Here is a 25,963-nt window from a genome sequence, read left to right on the forward strand (position 1 = left end):
CAGTCGGCGGGGCCCGTTGCCGTTGGTGCGGGTCCTTGCGGGCCCTGCGAGATTGCAGTCGACGCAGAGTTGCCAAAAGTGAATTCTCATCGGCTGAACTCTCGGCGTGTTACATACTGGATGCCTTGTTTCCGACTCGTCCGTGAATGTCCAGTATGTCTCGGGGCGCGAAATGGACTCGTCAATTAGTCAAGCCCCGAATAGTGGTGGGAATCGAATCGAATTATCGCCACACGGCTCGGGCAACATCTGTATATTCGCCTTCGAATCGGGCCGATGGATGGCTTCCGACGATTGCATGACGTGTCTAATATTGGCGCGGTGGCCGTCGGGGATATTCGGTCGTTTGATCAGTTCGGGCGAAACGTTGGCAAGAATTGCCTATTACGCTGGGAGAGTGCACCATGGTGACCGTGGCTTCCATCGGCATCCACCGTGGTATCTCGCTGCTGTACGCACTTGATCGGCAGCTATAGGCCCTCTACCAGTGATGTTGACAGAATATTAGTTTCGTGTGGAATGTCTGGATCGACAGTATGCCCGGATTGAATTGTTACTAGGGTGTTCCCTGAAAATCATATGCCAGATGTTTGCTGTCAGGCTAATGTCGGTATCAGGTTTCGGATCGGAATCGTCTGGGTAGCGCACGCGCGGGATGTCGGATCGGTGACCATCGGGATCCCTCTCGGTCCTGAAAGCGGCGAGGGGGAACGGATGGATGCTCGACGGTAATGGGCCCGCGAGGCGGTTGTGGTACACGTGAATATGCGGGGTAGGAAAGCGCACGGATTTCCGTACTTGGAGTTTCGTGTCAGGTCTATAGCCATGCGAGGGGTCGGGTAATTATGGAGTCTGTCGAAAGCTGTGCCGGTAATCGGGATCTGATTCCGCTTTCCTCCGCGCAAACTGGGATGTGGTTCGCGGACGGCGCGCATAGTGGACCGGCGACCAATATCGCCCAGTACGTGGAGATCGAGGGGCCCCTCGATGTGGCCCTGTTCAACAGGGCGGTGCACGAGGCGTGTGAGGAGACCGAGTCCCTCATGGTGCGGGTGGTCGAGGTGGAAGGGCGCCCCTATCAGGTCGTCGACCGCGCCATCACGTTCAACGAACTCGTGCTCGATCTCAGCACGCACGGAGATCCGATGTCGGCGGCGCTGGAATGGATGCGCAACGACTACACCCGACGGGTCGACATCTCCCATGACCAACTCGCGATCACTCGACTGATCAGAATCGGCGACGACCTGCACCTGTGGTACGCGCGTGCACACCACCTCGTCATCGACGGGTACGGCGCGTTCAACGTGTTGAGCAGGGTCGCCGAGCACTACAACGCGCTGTCGGAAGGCAGGCCGCCGGCTCGGCTGATGGCGGTTCCCCTGCGTGACATCGCCGCGGAGGAGCAGGCCTACCGGGAGGGTTCACGGTTCGAGGCCGATCGTCGGTATTGGCTGGACAAGGTCGCCGATCTGCCCGCACCGACCGGGCTGTCCGGTCGTTCGGCGCGTGCGGGAACCGTGGACGAGGTTGCCACACGCGAACTTCCGGCCGAACTGTGCGCACTGCTCGATCGGCGCTCGGCCGAGCTCGACGCGTCGGCCGCGCAGGTCGTCGTCGCGGCGTTCGCGGCCTTCTTCACGCGGATGACCGGTGCCGACGAGGTGGTGCTCTCTGTCCCGATGAGCGCCAGGGTCACCGTGAAGCTGCGCAATGCCGCGGCGATGCTGGCCAATATGGTGCCGATCCGCTTCGCGATCGACGACGCGACCACCGTGACGCAGTTGGTCAAAGCCTCGATCGCCGAGCTGATCTCCGCGTTGCGTCATCAGCGCTACCGCTTCGAGGACCTGCGCCGCGAATCGCCCGCGATCGACAACTCCGCCAACACTTTCGGGCCCGTCCTCAACATCTTGTTCTTCGACTCCGAGATCCGCCTCGGCGACGCCGTCGGTCGCTACCACGCGCTCACCTCGGGCGCGCTCGATGACCTTCAGATCAACCTCTACCGGACCGGGCCGGACGCACCGCTGCTCATCGAGCTGCACGGCAACGGAAATCTCTACCATCGGCGCGATATCGATGCCCACGCCGACCGTTTCATCGAGTTCCTGCGCCGCTTCATCGAGGCCGACTCCGACGCGCGCGTGGTGGAACTACCGCTGGTCTCGTCCGCGCAGCTGGACGCGATCGTCGAGGAGTCGGCCGGTGTCGAGGGCGTCGCCCCCGCGGAGACCCTGGTGGATTCGCTGGCGCGACAGGCTGATTCGACCCCGTTCGCGGAGGCGGTCACCGCCGAGGGCGAGACGATCACCTATCGCGACCTCGACGAGCGTTCGACTCGGCTCGCCCGGCGTTTGATCGCCCGCGGCGCCGGTCCGGGTGCGCTGGTCGCCCTCGCGCTGCCGCGCGGCACCCGGCTGGTCGTCGCGATGCTCGCGGTGCTGAAATCCGGTGCCGCGTATCTGCCCTTGGACCTCGGCCATCCGCCCGAACGGCTGGAATACATTGTCGGTCAGGCTGATCCGGCGGTTGTCGTCGTCGAGGACTCCGCCCTGGCCGTGGGCGGTGCTCGGCTCGTTCTCGAGCCCGGCGACGACCTCGACGGTGCCGCCTACCCGATCACCGATGATGAGCGCACCGCGCCACTGCGACCCGACGATGCCGCGTACGTCATCTTCACCTCCGGGTCCACCGGCCGGCCGAAGGGTGTGGTGATCAGCCACCGTGCGGTGGTCACCTACCTGGCGAACGCGTGTGCCGCTCTGGATGTTCGGGCCGACGACGTGTGGACATGGCTGCATTCGGTGGCCTTCGACTACTCGATCTGGGAGGTCTTCGGACCGCTGGTCACCGGCGGTCGCGTGGTGGTCGTCGATGCGCTGACAGCGCGCGCCCCGGATGATCTGGTGCCCCTGGCCGCCCGTGAGGGCGTCACCGTGTTCAGCCAAACTCCCTCGGCGTTCTATCAATTCGCCGCGGCCCGGCGACGGCACCTCGCGGCCGAGACACCCGAGGGGGAGCTGGCACTGCGGGTGGTCGTGCTGTCCGGTGAGGGTCTGGATCCGGCGGCGTTGGCGCCCTGGTACCAGGACAACCCGACCGGACCGGTCCTGGTCAACAGCTACGGCATCACCGAGACCACCGTGTTCGTCACCCGCACCGACATGAGTGCTGATCTGGCCGTACCCGGCGCACCCAGCGTGATCGGCACAGCCCTGCCCGGCCTGCGCACCTACGTGCTGGATCGGCGCCTGCGGCCGACGCCGGTGGGCGCATGGGGTGAGATCTACGTAGCGGGAACGCAATTGGCGCGCGGCTATCTCGACCAGCCCGCGCTCAGCGCGGGTCGGTTCGTCGCCGACCCGTGGGGTGCGCCGGGGGAGCGGATGTACCGAAGCGGAGATGTGGCCCGCCGCAATCACGACGGCGAGCTCGAATACCGGGGCCGCGCGGATCAGCAGGTGCAACTGCGCGGGTTCCGCATCGAACTCGACGAGGTCCGTGCCGCGCTGCTTGCCCATCCGGCGGTGGCTTCGGCTGCCGTGGTGGTGCATCGCGCCGATACCGACGCGGCACGGCTGGTGGGTTATGTCGTGGCGAGCGGTACCGACTGCGATGTCGATGCCGTTGTCGCCCGGGCGGGTTCGTTGCTGCCGGACTACATGATCCCGAATGTCGTCATGGTCGTGGACGAACTGCCGTTGACGGTCAACGGCAAGCTCGACCTGCGCGCACTGCCCGAACCGGCAGCGGCGGCCACGGCCAGCTATGTCGCGCCGCGAACCGAGGCCGAAGAGACGGTCGCGCAGGTCTTCGCCGAGGTGCTCGGTGTGGAACGGATCGGCGCGTTCGACAGCTTCTTCGAGGTGGGTGGCAACTCGCTCACCGCGGCGGGCGCCGTCGTGCGGGTCGCCGATGCCACCGACTGCGAACTGTCGGTGCGTGATCTGTTCGCCAACCCGACGGTGGCCGGGTTCGCCGACTACGTCGGCCGGGCGCGGCGCCGGGTGCGGTCCGCCCTGGCGCCGATCGCGCGCGACGGACTGTTGGCGCTGGCCCCCGCGCAGCACCGGATGTGGTTGATCAACCGCGTCGATCCGGAGTCCGCCGCCTACAACATTCCCCTCGTGCTGCGATTGTCGGGCCGACTCGACTCCACCGCCCTGCGCGCGGCGCTGGGCGACGTTCTCGAACGCCACGAATCACTACGAACCCGCTATCCCGCCCACGACGGCCACGGCACACAGGAGATCCTGTCGGCCGAGGCGACCCTGACCGAATTCTCCTTCGTCCCCGAACACGTCGAGGAGCGGCGACTCACCGACCGGCTTCGCGAGCTGACCGCCGACGGCTTCGACGTCTGCGCTCGACCGCCCCTGCGCGCGGTCCTGCTCACGACCGGCCGCGACAGTCACGTGTTGGTGCTGGTCCTGCATCACATCTGCTGTGACGGTGCGTCGCTGGCGCCCCTGGCCGTCGACTTCGCCACCGCCTACGCTGCTCGGTCGCAGCAGATCGCTCCGGACCAGCTGCCCCCGAGGGTGCAGTACGCCGACTACGCCGACTGGCACCGTCGCCTCCTCGGCGACGAAACCGATCCGGACTCGCTCGCGGCCGACCAATTGCGCTACTGGACAACCCAATTGGCGGATGCGCCCGCGGTGCTCGAGCTGCCGTCGGACCGACCGCGCCCGGATCGCGCTTCGATGCGCGGCGGGGTCGTCGCCACGCAGCTTCCCGCACGGACCTATGCCGACATCGAGCGACTCGCCCGCGCCGCGGATCTCACTCCGTTCATGGTCGTCCACGCCGCACTCGCGGTCCTGCTGGCTCGGCTGTCGGGCACCGGCGACATCGTCATCGGCGCCCCGCTGGGCGGTCGCGGCGAGCCGGACCTCGCGCCGCTGGTGGGAATGTTCGTCAACACCGTGGCGCTGCGCACGCCGGTTCGCGGCGACGAATCCTTCACCGCCTTCCTCGAACGCGTCAAGGACATCGACATCGATGCCTTCGCTCACGGCGACCTGCCCTACGACCGGGTCGTGGAAGAGCTCGATCCGCGCCGCTCCGCGGCCTATGCACCCGTGTGTCAGGTGTATCTGTCCTTCGACAACACCGAATTGCCCCGGCTGACCCTGCCCGGCCTCACGGTGGACGTTCTCGATCCGGGGGCCGAGCCCGCCAAGGTCGACCTCGTCGTCACCATCGACGCCAACGCCGCGGACTCCGGTGACGTCGCGCTGCGCATCAACTACGCGACCGACCTGTTCGACCCCGCCACCATCGAGCAGATGGCCGCACGGCTGCGCCGCATCCTCGACGCGGTGGTGGCGAATCCCTCCGTGCCGGTCGGCGATGTGGAGTTGCTGTCCACCGCCGAACGTGGCGCGCTGCAACCTGTTCGGGGTGCGGACGCGGTACCCGGCGTAGCGCTGGCGGATCTGCTGGCTCGCGGCGTCGCGATCTCGCCGGACGGTCCGGCGGTCGTCACCGGCACCGGGCGGATGGACTTCACACAGCTGGACGAGCTGTCGAATCGGTTCGCCCGCCGGCTGCTCGACGAAGGAGCCCGACCCGGCGAGGTGGTGGCGATGGTCCTGCCGCGCTCGCTCGATTTCGTGGCGGTGGTGTGGGCCGTCGCCAAAACGGGCGCGGCCCTGGTGCTGATCGACCCGCGTAATCCGCAGGATCGGATCCGCTCGATGCTCGCCGACAGCGCACCCACGGTGGTCTTGACCAGTGCCGAGGTCGAGGGCGCCGCGCCCGAGGGGCCGTGGGCGTTGCTCGTGGTGGCCGATCCGGTCTCGCGCGCCGTCACCGCCGGGTACTCCTCGGCGCCGGTGACCGACATCGATCGAGGCAGGCCGGTGCACCCCGGCGACGTGGCCTACGTGATCTACACCTCCGGCACAACAGGTGTACCGAAGGGCGTCGAGGTCACCAACCAGGGGCTGGCGAACTTCGCCGCCGAACAGCAGGACCGCTATGCCGTCGAGCCCTCCGTCCGGGTCCTGCAGGCCGCGGGTCCGGGGTTCGACGCGGTGATGCTGGAGATTCTGCTCGCCCACCCCGGTGGCGCCGCGCTGATCGTGTCCCCGCCCGAGATCTACGCGGGTGCGGAACTGGCGGAACTCATTCGGGCACAAGGGGTCACCCATGCCTTCTTGACGCCGACCGTCCTCGGCTCGATGTCACCGGAGCACCTGGGGTGCCTGCGGGTGCTGGTCTCCGGCGGCGAAGCTCTGACGGCCGACCTCGCCGCGACCTGGGCGCCGGGGCGTCGGCTGTTCAACGGCTACGGTCCCACCGAAACGACGATCATGGTCGCGATCAGCGACCCGATTCCCCCGCGGGGTCCGATCACCATCGGCGGACCGATTCGCGGCATCTCCGCGCAGGTCCTCGACGCCCGGATGCAGCCGGTGCCGGTCGGTACGGCGGGCGAACTCTACATTGGCGGCGTGCAATTGGCGCGCGGCTATCTCGGTCGGCCCACGGTCACAGCGGCCAGTTTCGTCGCCGACCCGCGCGGTGCGGGCACCCGGATGTACCGCACAGGTGATCTGGTGCGGTGGACCTCGGAGCGGACCCTGCAATACCTGGGCCGCGCCGACCATCAGGTGAAGATCCGCGGCCAGCGCACCGAGCTGGGGGAGATCGAAGCGGTACTCGCGCAGGACCCCTCGGTGACCCACGCCGTCGTGGTGATCCACGGCAGCACAGGCGCCGACCGCCTCGTCGGCTACCTGGTCGGCGCGGGCATCGACGCGGAGCAGGTACGCGCCGCCGCGCGCGACCGACTTCCCGCGCACATGGTGCCCGATGTGTGCATGGTGCTCGACCGATTCCCGCTGACCGCCAGCGGCAAGCTCGATCGCGCGGTACTGCCGGAGCCGGTGTTCCCGCAGACGGCTGCCGACATCGCGCCGCGCACCCCCGCCGAACAACTCGTCGCCGATGCCTACCGCGAGGTGCTCGGCGCACCGCGAGTGAGCGCGCTCGACAACTTCTTCGACCTGGGCGGCAACTCGCTCACCGCGACCAAGGTCGCGGCGCGCCTGTCCGACGCGTTCGGTACCGACATCGCGGTGCGAGCACTGTTCGAGACGCCGACCGTCGACGCGCTCGCCCGCGAGTTGGCGTCGATCGGCCCGGGGGCCGGTTCGGGCACAGGCCACCGGCGTCTGGTGCCGCAGCAACGGCCGGATCGGATTCCGCTCTCGCCCGCGCAGGCCCGGATGTGGTTCCTCAACCAGTTCGATACCTCGGCGGCGGTTTACAACGTGCCGGTGGTCGTGCGGATCTCCGGGCCGCTCGATGTCGACGCGCTGCGGTCGGCTCTCGCCGATGTGATCGACAGACACGAGACGCTGCGCACCCGATACCCCGACAGCGACAGCGGACCGTGGCAGGAAATCCTGGCATCGCCCTCGGAACCGCGGCTCACCTACGTCGAGGTCGCCGAGGCCGAGATCGCCGATCGGATCGCGCGCGAGACCGCCCTCGGATTCGACGTGAGCACGGAGGTGCCGTTCCGGATCGCGTTGCTGCGCACCGCGGCCGAGGAGTGGACGGTGGTGCTCACCGTGCACCACATCGCCATCGACGGATCCTCGCTCGCGCCGCTGGCCGCCGACCTGGCCGTGGCCTACCGGGCCCGGATGGCAGGCGAGACACCGGCGTTGACGCCGCTGTCGGTCCAGTACGCCGACTACACACTGTGGCAACGGCGAAACCTCGGCACCCAGGACGACCCCGCGAGCGTGACCGCCGACCAGATCCGGTACTGGATCGCGGCGCTGGCCGACCTGCCGCAGATGCTCGATCTGCCGACCGACCGCCCCCGACCCGCGCGCCAGTCCTACCGTGGCGCGACCATGTCCGCCACGATTCCCGCCGACCTGCATCGCGACATCATCGCCCTCGCCCGTCGCCACGACGCGACACTGTTCATGGTGACCCATGCGGCGTTCGCGGTCCTGCTGGCACGGCTGTCGGGCACCGAGGACATCGCGGTCGGTACCCCGGTCGCCGGGCGCGGCGAACCCGCCCTCGACCCGCTCATCGGCATGTTCGTCAACACGCTGGTCTTGCGCGTCCAGGTAGATCCCGCGGCGCCGTTCACCCAGGTGCTCGACCGCGCCCGCGACTGCGATCTCGGCGCGTTCGACAATGCGGGCATCCCGTTCGAACAGCTGGTGGAGGTCCTCAATCCGCCGCGTAGCACCGCGCACGAGCCGTTGACCCAGGTCGGCTTCTCGTTCCAGAACATCGACATCCCGACGCTGCAACTCGGCGGCCTCACCGTGGCCGCTGATCTCGTCGAACCGGGTGTCGCCAAGTACGACCTGCATCTGACCCTGGTCGACACGATCGACTCGAACGGTGCTCCCGGCGACATGCAGGTCGAATTCGGCTATGCGACCGATCTTTTCGACGAATCCACCATCGCGCCGATCTTCGAGCGGTTCCTCGCGATCCTGCGCGGTGTCGTCGCCGACCCCGGCTTGCCCGTGGGCGACCTGCCGCTGCTCAGCCCGCGTGAACTCGACGAACTGTCGCTGCGGGAATCCGGTCCGGTCGCCCCCACGGACGGCTCGACGATCGCGGATCTGTTCGCCGAGCAGGTCGCGGCGACACCGGAACACACGGCGGTCATCGACGGCGACAGCGGTGACGTGCTCACCTACGCCGCGTTCGGCGCCGAGGTCAACGCGCTGGCACGAGTACTGATCGGCCACGGCATCGGGCCGGGAAGTCTTGTGGCCGTGGCTATGCGCCGTTCGGTCGATCTGCTCACCACGCTCTACGCCATCCACGCGACCGGCGCCGCCTACCTGCCGCTGGATCCGGACCACCCCGTCGACCGGCTGCGCACCGTGCTCACCGCCGCGCGACCCGACGGCGTACTGATCCGTGACGACATCGACATGCCGACACAGGCGCCGATCTGGCGGCTGTCGGACCTGCGCCCGGCCGCGACCGATACCGCGCCGGTCACCGATGCCGATCGGATCAGGCCGCTGCGCCCGAACGATCTGGCCTACGTCATCTTCACCTCCGGGTCGACCGGCGTCCCGAAGGGCGTCGCGCTCACCCACGAGGCGGTCGTCAACCAACTCCGTTGGCTCACCGCGCATTACCGGATCGGCACCGACGACGTGTTGCTCCTGCGCACCCCCGTCACTTTCGACCTGTCGGTGTGGGAGTTGTTCACCGCTCCGACCTCCGGCGCCGCGTTGGTCGTCGCGGGGAGCGAGGATCACACCGACCCCGCCGCCGTAGCCGGGCTGATCGCCCGTCACGGCGTGACCGTGGTCGATTTCGTGCCGTCGCTGCTGTCGGCGTTCCTCGACTTCGCGAGCCCGGACGAGCTCGCCACGATCCGCCAAGTGCTGTGCATCGGTGAGGCTTTGGACTCGGCGACCGTCGCCAGGTTCCGCGAGGTCAGCCGGGCGCGCATCGACAACCTGTACGGCCCGACGGAAGCGGCCGTCAGCGTCACCGCTGAGGAAATCGGCGAGCTCGACGGACCCGTCGTGGCGATCGGCACGCCCGAAGCCAATGTCGTCGCGCACGTGCTCGACGCCCGCCTGCGGCCCGTGCCCTCGGGCGTCACCGGTGAGCTCTATCTCGGTGGCATCCAGCTCGCCCGCGGCTACCACGACCGCGCGGACCTCACGGCCGCGGCCTTCGTGGCCGACCCGTTCGGCTCGGTACCGGGAGCTCGCCTCTATCGCACCGGTGACCTGGTCCGCTGGGACACGACAGGCCGGCTGCGGTACGTCGGCCGCCGCGATTCCCAGGTGAAGATTCGCGGCCTGCGCGTCGAACTCGGCGATATCGAAGCCGCGTTCCGCGCACACGAGCGCATCAGCGCCGCGATCGTCCGCGTCCATCAGGTCGCCGATGGGCAGGTGCTGGTGGCCTACACCGTGAGCGACGAGGCGATCGAGGCCGACTCGCTGCGGACGTACCTGCTGGGACGCCTGCCCGCGTATATGGTTCCCGCCCAGGTGATTCGGATCGACGAGGTCCCACTCACGCCCAACGGCAAGATCGACTACCGCGCCCTGCCCGCTCCGGACACCCGCGTCGGTTCGACCCGTTACCGGGCTCCCAGCGGGATCGTCGAGGAAACGATCGCCGGTGTGATCGGTGAACTGGTGCAGACACCGTGGATCGGCGCCGACGAGAACTTCTTCACCCTCGGTGGCAATTCGCTGCTGGCGACCAGGGTGCTCAGCCGCATCGGCGAAGTCCTCGGCGTGACGATTCCCGTGCGCGCGATCTTCGAAGCCCCGACCGTGGCCGAGCTGGCTCGGTGGGTCGAACGCCAGCGCGCGGTCGGTGACGTCGCGGGCCCGGTGGCGGCGGCGCGACCCGAGCGCATCCCGCTCTCGCCCGCGCAGAGCCGGATGTGGCTGCTCAACCAGTTGGACCCCGAGTCCGCGAGTTACGTGGTGCCACTGTCGATCAGCCTCGACGGTGAGCTCGACATCGAGGCCATGAGGGCCGCGCTGCACGATGTGATCGAACGACACGAAATCCTGCGCACCACCTATCCGGCCCACGACGGCACCCCTACGCAGGTCGTGCTGAGTGCCGAGGACGTGGTCGCGTCCTGCGATCTCGCCGTGCGCCCGGTATCGGCGGATGCCGTGCTCGAGGAGCTGACTCGGTTCTTCGGCGTCGGATTCGATGTCGCGGTGGGCGCCCCGCTGCGGGTGGCGCTGTTCCGCATCACCGAAACCGCGCACGCACTGGCACTGTCGGTACACCACATCAATTGCGACGGCTATTCGGTGGCGCCGTTGGCCGCCGACATCATCGAGGCCTATCGCGCACGCAGAGCCGGTGTGGCACCCGAATGGGCGCCGCTGCCGGTGCAATTCGCTGATTACGCCCTGTGGCAACGCGAACAGCTCGCCACACCCGATTCCGCGCCGGGCCGCGACCTGCTGTACTGGCGCACCCAACTCGCGGGGCTGCCGGATGTGCTCGCGCTGCCCACCGATCGCCCGCGCCCGCTCGAACAGTCCCATCGCGGCGCGACAGTCCACGCCGAGGTACCCGCTCACGTCGCCGAAGCCGTGGCGGCGTCGGCGCGGCGCAGCGGGGTGACCCCGTTCATGGTGGCGCACACCGCCTTGGCCGTCCTGCTGGCGCAGTTGTCGAGCAGCGACGACATCGCCATCGGGATCCCGTACGCGGGTCGCGGCGACCGTTCGCTGGACCACCTCGTCGGCATGTTCGTCAACACGCTCGTCCTGCGCACCCGGGTCCGCCCGGAGCAACGGTTCGCCGACCTGATCGAACTGACCCGGCGCACCGACATCGAAGCGTTCGATCATGCCGCCGTTCCGTTCGAACAGCTGGTGGAAGTACTGAATCCGGCGCGCTCGACGGCACATTCGCCGTTGTTCCAGGTGATGCTCGCCTACCAGAACATGGCGCCCGCCCAGCTCGACGTGCCGGGGCTCGAGATCGCGGGCATCGATGTCGGTGCCGACGCGGCGATCTGCGATCTGCTGCTGATGATCACCGAGGACCGCGGCCCGCACAACGAGATCACGGGCATGAAGCTGCGCCTGACCTACGCCACCGATCTGTTCGACGACACCAGCGCGCGCCGGTTCACCCAACAGCTCGTCCGCGTGCTGGACGCTGTCACCGCCGACGCGCAGACCATCGTCGGCGAGATCGACCTCGCCGACGAAACGACCCGCACCCGGCTGCTGCGCCCGCACGACGCACCCCTGGTGAGCCCGCACCGCACGCTCGTCGACGCCTTCGACGAGCAGGTAGCCCGCACCCCGGACGCCGCCGCCATCCGAGTGCCCGGCGGTCGCGTCCTCACCTACCGCGAGTTCGACGCGAACGTGAACCGCCTCGCTCGTCACCTCATCGATCTCGGCGCGGGCCCCGAAACCGCCGTGGCGGTGGCGATTCATCGCTCGATCGACCTGATCACGGCCGTCTACGCCATTGTGAAGTCCGGTGCCGCCTTCGTTCCGCTCGATCCCGACTACCCGACCGCCCGGCTGGCCCACGTCTTGGCGGTGGCCCGACCGCTGATGGTCGTCACTGTCACGAGAGACGAGAGCTCACTTCCCGACGAGCTGTCTCGAGTCCGGCTCGACGAGCTCGACCTGAGCGCACAACCCGCCGGACCCATCGGCGACGACGAGCGTCGCGCACCGCTGCGTGCCGACAACACCGCCTATGTGCTGTTCACCTCCGGCTCGACCGGTGCGCCGAAGGGCGTCGCGCTCTCCCATGCCGCCACCACCCACCAGTTGGCTTGGGCACAAAGCGAATTCCCGCACGACACGTCGGATGTGGTGCTGCACAAGACCCCGATCACCTTCGACATCGCGGTGTGGGAGTTGTTCTGGCCGTTGCAGACCGGCGCGCAGATCGTCGTCGCCGAACCCGGCGGCCACCGCGATCCCGCCTACCTGGCCGAGGTCATCGCGGACGAACAGGTGAGCACCGTGCACTTCGTCCCGTCGATGCTCGACGTGCTGCTCGAGCACCCGGGCACGACCCAGCTGCCCTCGGTCCGCTACCTCTTCCCGGCGGGTGAAGCGCTGGCCCAACGCACCGCCGAACGCGCCGTGCAGGTCTTCGATCGGGCCGAGGTGGTCAACTGGTACGGTCCCGCCGAAGCCGAGGTCGTGACGGCCTACCGCTGCACGACAGATCCCGCTGCGCCGCAGAGCGTTCCGATCGGGTACCCGGTCTCGGGGATGTCCGCCTATGTCCTGAACGCACGACTGCGACCGGTCCCCGCCGGGGTCGTCGGCGACCTGTATGTTTCGGGCGCTCAGCTGGCCCGCGGCTACCAGGACCGGCCCGATCTCACCTGTGCGGTATTCCTCGCCGATCCGTTCGGCGCGCCGGGGGAGCGCCTCTATCGCACCGGCGACCTGGCCCGCTGGACACCCGCCGGCGCCCTGGAGTTCTTCGGCCGCAGCGACTTCCAGGTGAAGTACCACGGCCAGCGCGTCGAACCCGGCGACATCGAAGCCGCCATGCACTCGATCGACACGGTCGCCCGTGCGGTCGCGATCGTCACCGAGGACAGGATCACCGCGTATGTCACGCCGATGCCGGGCGAGGCACTCGACGGGCCGGAGGTACGCCGTACGCTCACCCGGCTGCTGCCGTCCTACTTGGTCCCCGGCGCGGTCCTGGTGCTCGACACCTTGCCGCTCAATGCGAACGGCAAGCTCGACCGCGCCGCGCTTCCCCACCCGGACATCGACGATGCGGACGAATTCCTCGCTCCGCGCACCGACCGGGAAGCCGTGCTGGCCAAGATCGTCGCCGAGATCGTCGGCGCCGACCGGGTCAGCGTCGGCGCCGACCTGTTCGACATCGGGGTGAACTCGCTGTCGGCGGCCCAGATCGCTGCCCGGGCCGAAGCCGCCCTGCGGGTGCGGGTCGGTGTTCGCGACATCTTCGAGGCCCTCACCATCGCGGCGCTGGCCGAACGGATCGCGGTGCGCGACCGCTACGCCGGCGTGCCGCTGGTGCATCGCAACGAGCTCGCCGAGATTCCGTTGGCGGCGGCGCAGCGGCGCATCTGGATCCTCAACCAGCTCGACCCCGCCTCCGGTGCGTACAACATCGGATTCGCGGCCAGGCTGACCGGACCGCTCGACGTGGCGGCGCTGCGTGCGGCGATGACCGATGTGATCACCCGCCACGAGACCCTGCGCACGATCTATCCCGCGGTGGGCGGGCAACCGCATCAGCTCGTCCAGGCGGGCACGGTCGGTGCCACGGATGTCGAACTCGCTTCCCTCGACGACCCGGCGCTGCTGGCAGATCGGCTGCGTGATGCGGTGGAGTCGGGCTTCGACATCGCCACCGACACGCCGGTCCGCGCGCGGCTCTATCGCACGGGCGCCGATGAACACGTGTTGATCCTGGTGGTGCACCACATCGCCGCGGACGGTGCGTCGATGGCGCCGCTGGCCCGAGATGTGTTCGCCGCCTACCGGTCTCGTCGTACCGACACGCCACCGCTGTGGCCCGCGCTGTCGGTCGACTACGCCGACTACGCGGTCTGGCAGCGTGAGCTGCTCGGCGCCGAGGACGACCCCACTTCCCTGGCGGGGCGCCAAATCACCTATTGGCAGCGAATTCTCGCCGATTCCCCCGAACTGCTCGCGTTGCCGACCGACCGTCCACGACCCGCGGTGCTGACGATGGACGGCGGCAGTGTCGGGTTCACCGTCGAGCCGGCGTTGCACGAGGCCGTCGTCGACCTCGCCCGCCGTGAAGGCGCCACGGTATTCATGGTTCTGCACGCCGCGCTGGCGATCCTGCTCTCGCGCACCGCCCACACCGACGACGTCACGATCGGCACCCCGGTGAGCGGTCGCGGGCGCCCCGAACTCGACGACCTGGTCGGGATGTTCGTCAACACGGTGGTTCTGCGTACTCGCGTCGCCGAGCACCTGTCGTTCCGGGAATTCCTGGCGGAGGTGCGCGGCACCGATCTGGAGGGGCTCGCGCACGCGGACGTGCCGTTCGAGCGGCTGGTCGAGGTGCTCGACCGAGCCGGGTCGACCGCGTACTCACCGCTCTTTCAGGTGATGCTCGGCTTCCGCAACGCCGATCCCACGCGCTTCGAACTCGACGATATCGACGTCGAGGTTCTCGATCCCGGTGTGGCACAAGCCAAAACCGACCTCACGGTGCTGCTGAACGAGCGCGCCGACGCAGCGGGCATCGACGGCGAGATCGTCTACGCCGCCGACCTGTTCACCGAGGCCACCGCGACTCGATTCGCCGAGCGCCTACTGCGTGTTCTCGCCACGATCACCGCAGAGCCGGACGTGACCCTCGAGGCCATCGACCTGCTGAGCCCCGAGGAGGCCGCGAAGCTGCTGCCCTTCGGGCGCGAGGCAGCGGTGGCGCCGAAAACGCTGCCCGCCCTGCTCGCCGCCGCTGCCGCCGACCCGATGGCGACCGCGCTGATCGGTGACGACGAAACCCTGACCTACGGCGAACTCGACCGGCGATCCGACCGGCTCGCCGTGCTGCTCGCCCGGGCAGGTGCGACGCCGGGAACCTATGTCGCGCTGGCTGTCCCGCGCTCGGTGGCCTTCCACGTGGTGCTGTGGGCCATCGCGAAGACCGGTGCGGCGTTCGTGCCGATGGATCTGCGCTACCCCGCGGATCGGCTCGCGCACATGGCCCAGGACTCCGGTGTCACACTCGGTGTGACACTGAGCGCGGCGCGTTCGTCGCTGCCCGACACCGTCGACTGGATGTGCCTCGACGACGAGCGGGTGATCTCCGACCTGTCCACCGCGTCACCGGATCACCGCTTCGCGGCGGCGCGCCTGGACGATGCCGCCTACCTGGTGTACACCTCCGGCTCGACGGGCAAGCCGAAGGGCGTGGTCGTCACGCACGGGGGTCTGTCGGCCTTCGCGGCGGCCAAGCACCAGCACTATCAGGTGGAGAGAGCGTCGAGGGTCCTGCAGGTCTCCGCGCCCGCGTTCGACGCGGTGATGATGGAAACGCTGATGGCCTATGACGCGGGTGCCGCCCTGGTCATCTCGCCCTCCGAGGTGTTCGCCGGTGCGGAACTGACCGAACTGATTCGTACGCACCGGGTTTCGCACACGTTCATGACGCCCAGCGTGCTGGCGACCTTGCGGCCCGAGGGCCTCGACGCGCTGGAGATGCTGACGATCGGCGGCGAAGCGCTCTCCGCCGAACTCGTCGCCGCGTGGGCGCCGGGCCGTCGCTTCCACAATGTGTACGGACCGACCGAGACCACGATCGCGGTCTGTGTCAGCTCCGAGTTGGCACCGGGTGATCCGATCACCATCGGCGGCCCGATCCCCGGGGTGCGCGCCGTGGTGCTCGACGCTCGGTTGCGACCGGTGCCGGTGGGCGTGGTCGGTGAGCTGTACCTGTCGGGTAAGGCGCTGGCGCGTGGATACCTGAATCGGCCGGGGGCGAGCGCTGCCGCGTTCGTCGCCGATCCGTACGGTGCGCAGGGCACCCGGATGTATCGCACCGGTGACCTGGTGCGCTGGAGTGCCGAGCACACCATCGAATACGTGGGTCGCGCCGATTTCCAGGTCAAGATCCGCGGCCAGCGCGTAGAACTCGGTGAGATCGACGCGGCGCTGGTGGCCTGCCCGAACGTCGCCACCGCGGTCACCGTGAGCAGGCGCGGCAACGCGGGACAACCGCTGCTGGCGGCCTATCTGGTGGCCGACGAGGGTCGAACGATCGATACGGCCGCGATCCGCGAGCAGATCTCGGGCGCGCTGCCCGAACACATGGTGCCCGCTGTGTTCATGGTTCTCGACGAGATGCCGGTGTCGTCGACCGGCAAGGTGAACCGGCGCGCCCTGCCCGAACCCGATGCCGAGGTGGCGGATTCTGTCGTCACGGCCGCGGCGACCGAACTGGAAGCGACCATCGCGGGGATCTTCGCCGAGGTGCTCGGGGTGGGTTCGGTGGGGGTCGACGAGTCGTTCTTCGCGCGCGGCGGTGACTCGATCATGTCGATCCAGCTGGCATCGCGATTGAAGACGGCCGGCGTGGTCGTGACGGCACGCGACATCTTCGAGCACCGGACTGTTCGCGGACTGGCCGCCGTGGCCGAGGACGCGGGACGGGTGACCCTGGAAGAACTGCCCGGCGGTGGCATCGGGGAGGTAGCACCGACCCCGATCGTTTCCTGGTACCTGGATCGGCCGGCCGGTGACCGATTCGCGCAGTCGTTGCTGGTCGAGTTGCCCGGCGACGCACGGGAGGCCGATGTGGTCGCCACGGTCGGCGCCGTGCTCGACCGCCACGACATGCTGCGCGCGCGGCTGAGCGGCGCGGAGATCGACGCGCACCTCGAGGTCTTGCCGCACGGCGCGATCGATGCCGAGCGGGTCGTGTCGGTGCGCACCTTCGGGCCCGAGAACATGCCTGGCAGTGCGGGTTTCACAGCACTCGTCGAGGAGGCGCTCGAGGCAGCGTCAGCCCGACTGCGCCCCGTCGACGCCGCGATGATGCAGGTCGTCTGTCTGGTGCCGGAGCCCGGCGTGGTGTCGCGGGGGCGCGCGCTGATCGTGATCCACCACCTGGTGGTCGACGGTGTGTCCTGGCGCATCCTGATCCCCGACTTCGTCTCCGCGTGGCAGCAGCTCGGTGAGGGACGAGCGGTCGAGCTGCCCGACGTCGGCACATCGATGCGCCGGTGGGCGCAGGCCGTCGCAACGGCAGCCGACAGCCGTGTCGAGGAACTGGCGCTGTGGCAGCGAATGGGGTCACGTCCCGAACCGCTGCTCGGGCAGGCCGCACTCGACCCGACTGTCGACGTGCACGCCACGGTCGAGCGGATGACGCTGACACTTCCTGTCGACCTGACCACCGCTCTGATGGGCGCGGTGCCACGTGCCGCGCACGCCACCACCGACGACGCCCTGCTCGCGGGTCTGCTCCTGGCACTGGGTCGTTGGCGCGCCGAACGCGGCGTCGAGCACCGCGGCGCGCGCATCCTGCTCGAAAGCCACGGGCGCGCCGAACAGCTCGCCCCTGGTGCGGACCTTTCGCGCACCGTCGGCTGGTTCACCAGCGCCTACCCGGTGGACCTCGACATCGACGACACCGATCCACGCGCCGCCGTGAAGGCGGTCAAGGAACAGCTGCGGGCCGTGCCGGACAAGGGCATCGGCTACGGCATGCTGCGGTACCTCCACGCGGAGACGGCCCCGCAACTGGCGGCATCGGCCCGACCGCAGATCAGTTTCAACAACCTGGGCCGTGCGGGCGTCGATCTCGCGGCGCTGTCCGGTGTCGCCTGGATTCCCGCCGGGGAGGACTTCGATCATCAGGCGGCCTTCGATCCCGACATGCCCGCCGCGGCGACACTGTCCATCGACACCAGCATCGTCGACACCCCTGACGGTCCCACCCTCTCGGCGCAGATCGGTTACGCCACAAGGCTTCTCGATGGCAGCGAGGTTCGTGAATTGCTCGACGAGTGGACCGCGTCGCTGCGCGAGATCGCGGAAGTGTCGGCACGAGAAGACGATTGGGGTCTGTCCCCGTCCGATACCCCGCTGGTCGCACTGACCCAGCAGGACCTGGACATCTTCACCGAACGCTACGGGCCGATCGACGCGGTCTGGTCGATGGCGCCCCTGCAGGCCGGACTGTTGTTCCATGCCGAGCTGGCCGTGGGCGAACTCGATGTGTATACGGCGCAGTCGGAGATGACCCTCACCGGGCCGGTCGACGAGGCCCGGCTTCGGCAGGCCGCGACCGACCTGCTGCGGCGGCATCCGAACCTGCGGGCCGCGTTCACCCGAACCATCGATGGTGTTGTCGCGCAAGTCGTTCCGGTGGATTCAACCGTGCACTGGCGCACTGTCGCGGCCGCTGAGGCGACGTTGCCGGAGATCCTCGCGGCCGAACGCGAGAGAGCTTTCGACCCCGCCGATCCGCCACTGGTGCGCTTCGTGCTCGTCCGGGTCGCGCCCGCCGAGTTCCGGCTGATCCTGACCGCTCATCACCTGCTGCTCGACGGTTGGTCACTGCCGTTGCTGCTGCGCGATCTGGTCGGGCTGTACGCGGCCGGTGCCGACGCGAGCCTGTTGCCTCCCGCACCGTCCTACGGCGACTACCTGGGCTGGCTGGACCGGCGCGACACCACCGCCGGGGTCGAGATCTGGCGCGAGGCCATGGCGGGCTTCACCGAACCCAGCCTGATCGCCGAAACGGTGGGCGAGGCAACCGTCGAGGTACCGATCGATCTGACCATCGATCTCGACGACGACCTCACCACCGCCCTGACCGGGCTGGCCCGCGCGTGCGGCGCCACGATGTCGACGATCGTGCAGTTCGCCTGGGCGACGGTGCTGGCCAACCAGCTCGGTCGCGAGCGGATCGTGTTCGGCGAGACGGTCTCCGGCAGGCCGGCCGAGGTGCCGGGCATCGAGTCGATGATCGGGCTGTTCATCAATACGCTGCCGGTCCCGGTCCGCGTACAGGGCGACCAGACCATCGCGGCCGCGCTGGAACAATTGCAGGCGAACAAGACCCGGCTGCTCGACCACCATCACATCGAACTGTCCGGCATCATGGCCGCGGTCGGCGGCGGACAACTGTTCGACACCCTGGTGGCGTACGAGTCCTACCCGGTCGACAGCAGCGGACTCGGCGACGCCGACATCGACGGGGTTCGGGTCACCGACGTGGTCGGCACCGACGCAGCGCACTACCCGATCACCGTGCAGGCCCACCACACCGACACCTTGCACATCCGGGTGCGGTACCAGGCGGCTCGCGTCGACGACGCGACCGCGACCGGGCTGGCCGACCGTATCGAGCGCGTGCTGCGCGCCGTCGTCGCCGACCCGAACGCGCGCGTCGGCGACATCGACCTGCTGTCGGCGGCCGAGCACGCGGCGCTGGTTCCGGCCAGAGGCTCGGAGCGGGTGGCGCCCGAGGCGTTGACCGAGCTCTTGCGCCACGGCGTGACCCGGCACCCCGACGGTGTGGCGGTGATGAGCGGGTTCGAGACAGTGACCTTCGCCGAGCTGGATACTCGAGCACATCGGTTGGCGCACTGGCTGATCGAGCGCGGCGTCGACACCGGCGACACCGTCGGCGTGGTCATGCCGCGTTCGACCTCGCTGATCACGACGATCTGGGCGCTGGCCGAGGTCGGGGCCGCGGGTGCGCTGCTCGATCCGCGCAACCCGGATGAGCGGCTCGCGGTCATGCTGTCGGACTGCGGTGCCCGCGTCGTGTTGACCGTCGACGAGGTGAGCGACGGAGTGCCGGAAGGGGAGTGGGCACGGCTGGTCGTCGACGATCCGGCCGCGGCGCGCCAGATCGCGGATCAACCGGCGCGCGCTGTTCCGCGCACGGTCCGCGACACCGATCTGGCCTATGTCATCTACACCTCCGGAACCACCGGCAGGCCCAAGGGAGTGGCGGTCACCCAGGCGGGTATGGCGAACTTCGCTGCCGAGCAACGGGATCGGTACCAGGTGACGCCGGACTCGCGGGTGCTGCAGTGTGCCGCACCAGGATTCGACGCGGTCATGCTCGAAGTGCTGATGGCCCACCCGCACGGCGCGACGCTGGTCATCTCACCGCCCGATACCTACGCGGGCACCGAGTTGGCCGACATCATCCGAGACAACGCGGTCACCCACGCCTTCCTCACACCGACCGTGCTCGCGACCATGTCACCGAACGGGCTCGACAGCCTCGCGGTACTGGTCGCCGGTGGTGAGGCGGTACCGGCCGAACTCGCCGCCCTCTGGGCGCCGGGACGCCGACTGTTCAACGGCTACGGACCCACCGAGACCACGATCATGGTCGCGATCAGCGAGCCCCTTTCGCCGCCCGCGCCCATCACCCTGGGCGGCCCGATTCGCGGGACCTCGGCCGTGGTGCTGGATTCGCACCTGCGGCCCGTGCCGATCGGGGTGACCGGCGAGCTCTACGTCAGCGGTATCCAGCTGGCGCGCGGATACCTCGGCCGGCCGGCCGCCACCGCCACGACATTTCTCGCCAACCCCTACGACCCGGGCACCCGGATGTACCGGACGGGCGACCGCGTCCGCTGGACGGCCGACCACACGCTCGACTACGTCGGCCGTGTCGACCATCAGGTCAAGATCCGTGGCCAGCGGATCGAACTCGGCGAGATCGAGGCCGTTCTCGCCGAACATCCCACCGTCGCCCACGCGGTAGTGCTGCTGCGTACCGACGACCACGGCACGGACCGGCTCGTGGGTTACCTCATCGGTGACACCGTCGACCCCGAGCAGGTGCGCGCCTCGGCCCGCCGGCGACTGCCCGCCCACATGGTGCCCGACATCTGCGTGGTTCTGCGACAGCTGCCGTTGACCACCACCGGAAAGCTCGACCGTGGCGCGCTGCCGATGCCCGCCTTCGCCGCCGTCGGCTACTCGGCACCGGGCGATCCGACCGAACGCCTCGTCGCCGAGGTGTGCGCCGAAGTGCTCGACCTGGCCCGAGTCGGCATGCGGGACAACTTCTTCGACCTCGGCGGCAACTCGCTGACCGCGACGAGGCTGACCGCACGACTGAGCTCGGCACTCGGCATCCGGGTGTCGGTGCGCGACCTGTTCGAGTACCCGACAATGGCCGACCTCGCCGCCCGGCTCACCGGCCACGACCACGTCGAACGCCCCGCACTGACGCGGCGACCCGACAGCGGTCCGGTGCCGCTCTCACCCGCCCAGCAGCGGATGTGGTTCCTCAACCAGCTCGACGCCTCGGTCGGTGCCTACAACGTGCCCCTGGTGATCCGGCTGAGCGGGGAGCTCGATATCGCGGCGCTGCGCACCGCCTGCGCGATGGTGATCGGGCGCCACGAATCGTTGCGCACGAAATTCCCTGTGGTCGACGGTATTCCGCAACAGGTGATCGTCGACGCCGACGAGGTGGTGCCCGCCCTGATCCCGGTCGCGATCGAGGAATCGGTGCTGCCCAAGGCCGCCACGGCGGTGCTGTCGGCCAGCTTCCAGGTCACCGCGGCGCCGCCGGTGCGGGCCGAACTGTTCGACCTCGGCGCCGACGAGCACGTACTGGTGATCGCCGTCCACCACATCAGCGCGGACGGCCTTTCGATGATTCCCCTGGCCCGCGACGTCGCGGCGGCCTATCACGCCGTGACCACCGCGAGCTCGCCCGCATGGCCGCCGCTCACCGTGCAGTACCCCGACTACGCACTGTGGCAACATGCTCTGCTCGGCGACGAGCACGATCCGGAGTCGTTGCTGTCGCGGCAGTTGGACTTCTGGCGCGACACCCTCGCCGGGCTGCCGGAACTGCTCGAGCTGCCCACCGACATGCCCCGCCCGCCGGTCGCGTCCATGCGGGGCCGGATCGTCGACTTCGCCATCGACGCGCGGCTGCAGGAGCGGATCGGCGCGGTCGCGCGGGCGGCCGGCGCGACGCCGTTCATGGTGGCGCACGCCGCGTTGACCGTGCTGCTCGCGCGGCTGGCGGGCACCGGCGATATCGCGGTCGGCACACCGGTGTCCGGGCGCGGGGAACGCGAACTCGACGATCTGATCGGCATGTTCGTCAACACGGTGGTTCTGCGGACAGCGGTATCGGCCGAGCAGCCCTTCGACGCGCTCCTGGCCGACGTCATGGCCGCCGACCTGGCAGCGCTCGCGCACGCGGAAGTCTCCTTCGAGCAGGTCGTGGAGGCGCTCAACCCGACGCGTTCGACCGCGCACCTGCCGCTCTATCAGGTGACGATCGATTACCAGAACCTCGATCAGGTGGTCCTCGAACTGCCGGGGATCTCCGTGGAACCGGTCGAGGACTACATCGAGCAGGCGCAGTCCGATCTCAACGTGAAGCTGGTCGAACGCTTCGACGCCGACGGCAACCCGCGCGGCACCCTCGGCCGATTGACCTACGCCACCGACCTTTTCGTCGAGGAATCGATGGAGCGGTTCGCGCAGTGGTATGTGCGGATCCTGGAAGCGGTGACCGCGGACCCGCAGGCCGTGATCGGCGACATCGAATTCATGGAACCGGCGCAGCGCCACGAGGTTCTCGAGGCGGCGGGGGTGGCGGGCGCGCAGGTTCCCGAGGAAACGATCGGTGGTTTGTTCGCCCGGCGAGTGGCTGCCGCCCCGGATTCGGTCGCGGTGACCGATGGGACGACCGTTCTGACCTACGCGGAACTGAACCGGCGTGCCGAGGCCGTCGCCGCCCGCCTGATCGCGGCGGGCGCCGGGCCCGAAACGCTGGTGGCCGTGGCGTTGCCGCGCACCGCGGATCTGGCGGTCGGACTGTTGGCCGTGGTCATGTCGGGTGCGGGTTATCTGCCCCTGGACGTGGCGTATCCGGCGGAGCGGCTGCGCTTCGTACTCGACGACGCGCGACCGGTGGCGATGCTGACCACCGCGGCGATGTCTTCGCAGGTACCCGAATTCAGCGGGCCGGTACTGCTGTCGGACGATGACGCGATCGCCGAGGGCGGGCACGACAGTACCGCGCGCCCGGACAATGTCGCCTACATGATCTACACCTCCGGCTCCACCGGTCGGCCCAAGGGTGTCGCGGTCACCCACCGTGATGTGGTCACCCTGCTCACGAACGCCGCGGAGAATTTCGACATCGGGGCCGACGATGTGTGGACGCAGTTCCATTCCTACGCGTTCGATTTCGCGGTCTGGGAGATGTGGGGCGCCCTGCTCTCGGGTGGACGGGTGGTGGTCGTCGACTACGACACCACACGCACACCCGACGCCTTCGTCGAGCTCGTGGCGCGCGAGCAGGTCACCGTGATGAGCCAGACGCCGTCGGCGTTCTACGGATTCGTCGAGGCGGAGCGCCGCTACCGTGGCGCGGGCGGCGACGAGTTGGCGTTGCGCTACATCGTGTTCGGCGGTGAAGCGCTCGACCCGGCCCGGCTGACCGGCTGGTTGCTCGCGCACCCGGCGGGCTCGCCGCGACTGGTGAACATGTACGGCATCACCGAGACGACCGTCCACGTCAGCTATGCCGAAGTCGATCGGGCCGGCACCGGCGGGATCGGCCGTGCCCTGCCCGGGATGGCGGTGTACGTGCTCGACGAACGGTTGCGGCCGGTGCCGGTCGGGGTCGCCGGTGACCTCTATGTCGGCGGCGGGCAGCTCTCGCGCGGATATCACGGCGCGGGCGCGCTCACCGCGGGCCGATTCGTGGCCGATCCGTTCGGCACGCCGGGTAGCCGCCTGTACCGGACCGGTGACGTCGGCCGGTGGCGTCGCGGCGAACACCGACTGGAACTGGACTACCTCGGACGTGCCGACGCCCAGATCCAATTGCGCGGTTTCCGTATCGAATTGGGTGAGGTGGAATCGGCGCTGCTCGGCCATCCCGGCGTTGCCCAGGCCGCTGCCGCGGTACACCGCCACGCCAAGGACGTCGACCAGCTGATCGGCTATGTCGTTCCCGTCGACGGGCAGGACCTGGACCCGGCGCAGGTTCGTGGCACCGCCGCGGAGCTGCTCACCGGTTACATGGTGCCCTCGGCCATCGTGGTGCTGCCCGCGCTGCCGATCACGGTCAACGGCAAGCTCGACCGAAATGCCCTGCCCGCACCCGACTTCGAACCGTCCGAGCGCGAATACGACGCCCCGCGAACACAGTCCGAGATCGCGATCGCCGAGGTGTTCGCGCACACCCTGAACGTGGCCAGGGTCGGGGCCGCTGACGGATTCTTCGACCTCGGCGGCAACTCGCTGCTGGCGACCATGGCCGTGGCAGAACTGCACGGCCGTGGAGTCCGGATCGAGCTGCCGTGGATGTTCGACGACGCGACGCCGCGGGCACTGGCCCGCAGAGTCGACGAAACCGAGGGCGGATCGGGCATGCAGGTGCTGCTGCCGCTGCGCCCCGCGGGTGACGCCGCACCACTGTTCGCGATCCACCCGGCGGGCGGGCTCGCCTGGTTCTACGGCGGACTGGTGGGGAATCTGCGCGGCGACCGGCCGGTATTCGGCTTGCAGGACCCGCACGTCGTCGCCGACGAACCCGGCGCCACCTCGATCGAGGAGCTCGCGCACCGCTACGTCGACGAGATCCGCCGAACCCAGTCCAGCGGGCCCTACCACCTGCTCGGCTGGTCGCTGGGCGGCGAGATCGCCCATGCGGTGGCGACGCGACTGCAGGAGCAGGGCGAACACGTCGCGCTGTTGGCGATGATGGACAGCGCGGTCGGCGCCCCGCCGATCACGCCCGACACCGAATCCGCACCGGGCGAGTTGATGGCTGACCTGCTGGGCGGCTGGCGGGAACTGTTCGACCTCGGCGACACCGTCACCGCGAGCACCACCGAACAGGCCTGGCAGGTGGTCCGCGATCAGATCACCGGCACCGGTTTGTTCACCGCCGACCAGATCGACCGGGTGATGGAAAGCTTCTCCACCGCAGGCGAACTCGCCGACGCCTACCGGCCACGGACCTTCGACGGTGACCTGATCTTCTTCACCGCGGGGAAGGACCGTGACGACACCGAAGCCGTCGCGCAGACATGGCGACCCCATGTCACGGGCCGCATTCACAACACTGTTCTCGACGCACGCCATCTCGAACTGACCCACCCCTCCGCGCTGGCCGTGATCGGCCCGATCCTCGAAGGATTCATGCACTGATGACGACGACACCGCAGCAATTGCGCCTCGACGACGGCCGCACCGTCACCTGCACCAGCCCCGCCGAAGCGCGCATGCTCTGGAACGAGATGATCGCCGACGGGTACTACCGCCGAGCCGCCGCCACCCTGCGACCCGGTGACCTCGTCGTCGACATCGGCGCCAATATCGGACTGAGCGCGATGGTGTTCGCCGAAACGCACCCCGGTGTGCGGGTGATCGCGGCCGAACCCGCCCCCGCCACGTACGAGTGCCTGCATCGGAACATGTCGGTGCACGTGCCCGACGGTGTCGCCCTCGAGGTCGCGGTGGGCGCCGCACCCGGTGTGCTGCCGTTCACCTGGTATCCCCGAGCCACCGCGAACTCGAGCCTGTACGCCGATCGGGAGGCGGACGACGACGCGACGAAAACCTTCCTGCGCAACAGCGGTCTGCCCGACGACGCGATCACCCTCATCACCCGTGGCCTGCACGACGGCGAACAGATCGATGTCGAGGTCACGACGGTGTCGGCGATCCTGGCCCAGGAGGACCCCGCCGCCGAGGTCGGCGTACTGAAGATCGATGTCGAACGAGCCGAATTCGATGTCCTGCTCGGCATCACCGAATCCGACTGGTCCCGGATCCGCACCGTCGTCGCCGAGGTGCACGACCACGAGGGCCGCCTCGCCGAATTCTGCGAGATCCTAGAACTCCACGGCCTCACCCCACGAAGTCGCCAGGATCCCTCGTTGGCAGGCACCGAACTGCACGAGGTGTATGCCGTTCGCGCGTGACCACCGGCT

The 25,963-nt window shown here is 68.7% G+C and carries 2 protein-coding genes; both read left to right on the forward strand.

All coding sequences use genetic code 11. From position 1 onward, the window contains the following. Positions 1 to 845: 845 nt before the first annotated feature. On the forward strand, positions 846 to 25,178 hold the full coding sequence (locus QX204_RS12360) for a non-ribosomal peptide synthetase (protein ID WP_301906848.1): 24,333 nt from the start codon (positions 846 to 848) through the stop codon (positions 25,176 to 25,178). Beyond that, entirely contained in the window at positions 25,178 to 25,954 is a 777-nt protein-coding gene (locus tag QX204_RS12365) for an FkbM family methyltransferase (protein WP_301906849.1), read from the forward strand. The genes QX204_RS12360 and QX204_RS12365 overlap by 1 nt, the downstream gene beginning before the upstream one ends. Positions 25,955 to 25,963: the final 9 nt, after the last annotated feature.

The sequence above is a fragment of the Nocardia sp. PE-7 genome, assembly GCF_030486425.1.
GTDB lineage: Bacteria > Actinomycetota > Actinomycetes > Mycobacteriales > Mycobacteriaceae > Nocardia > Nocardia salmonicida_A.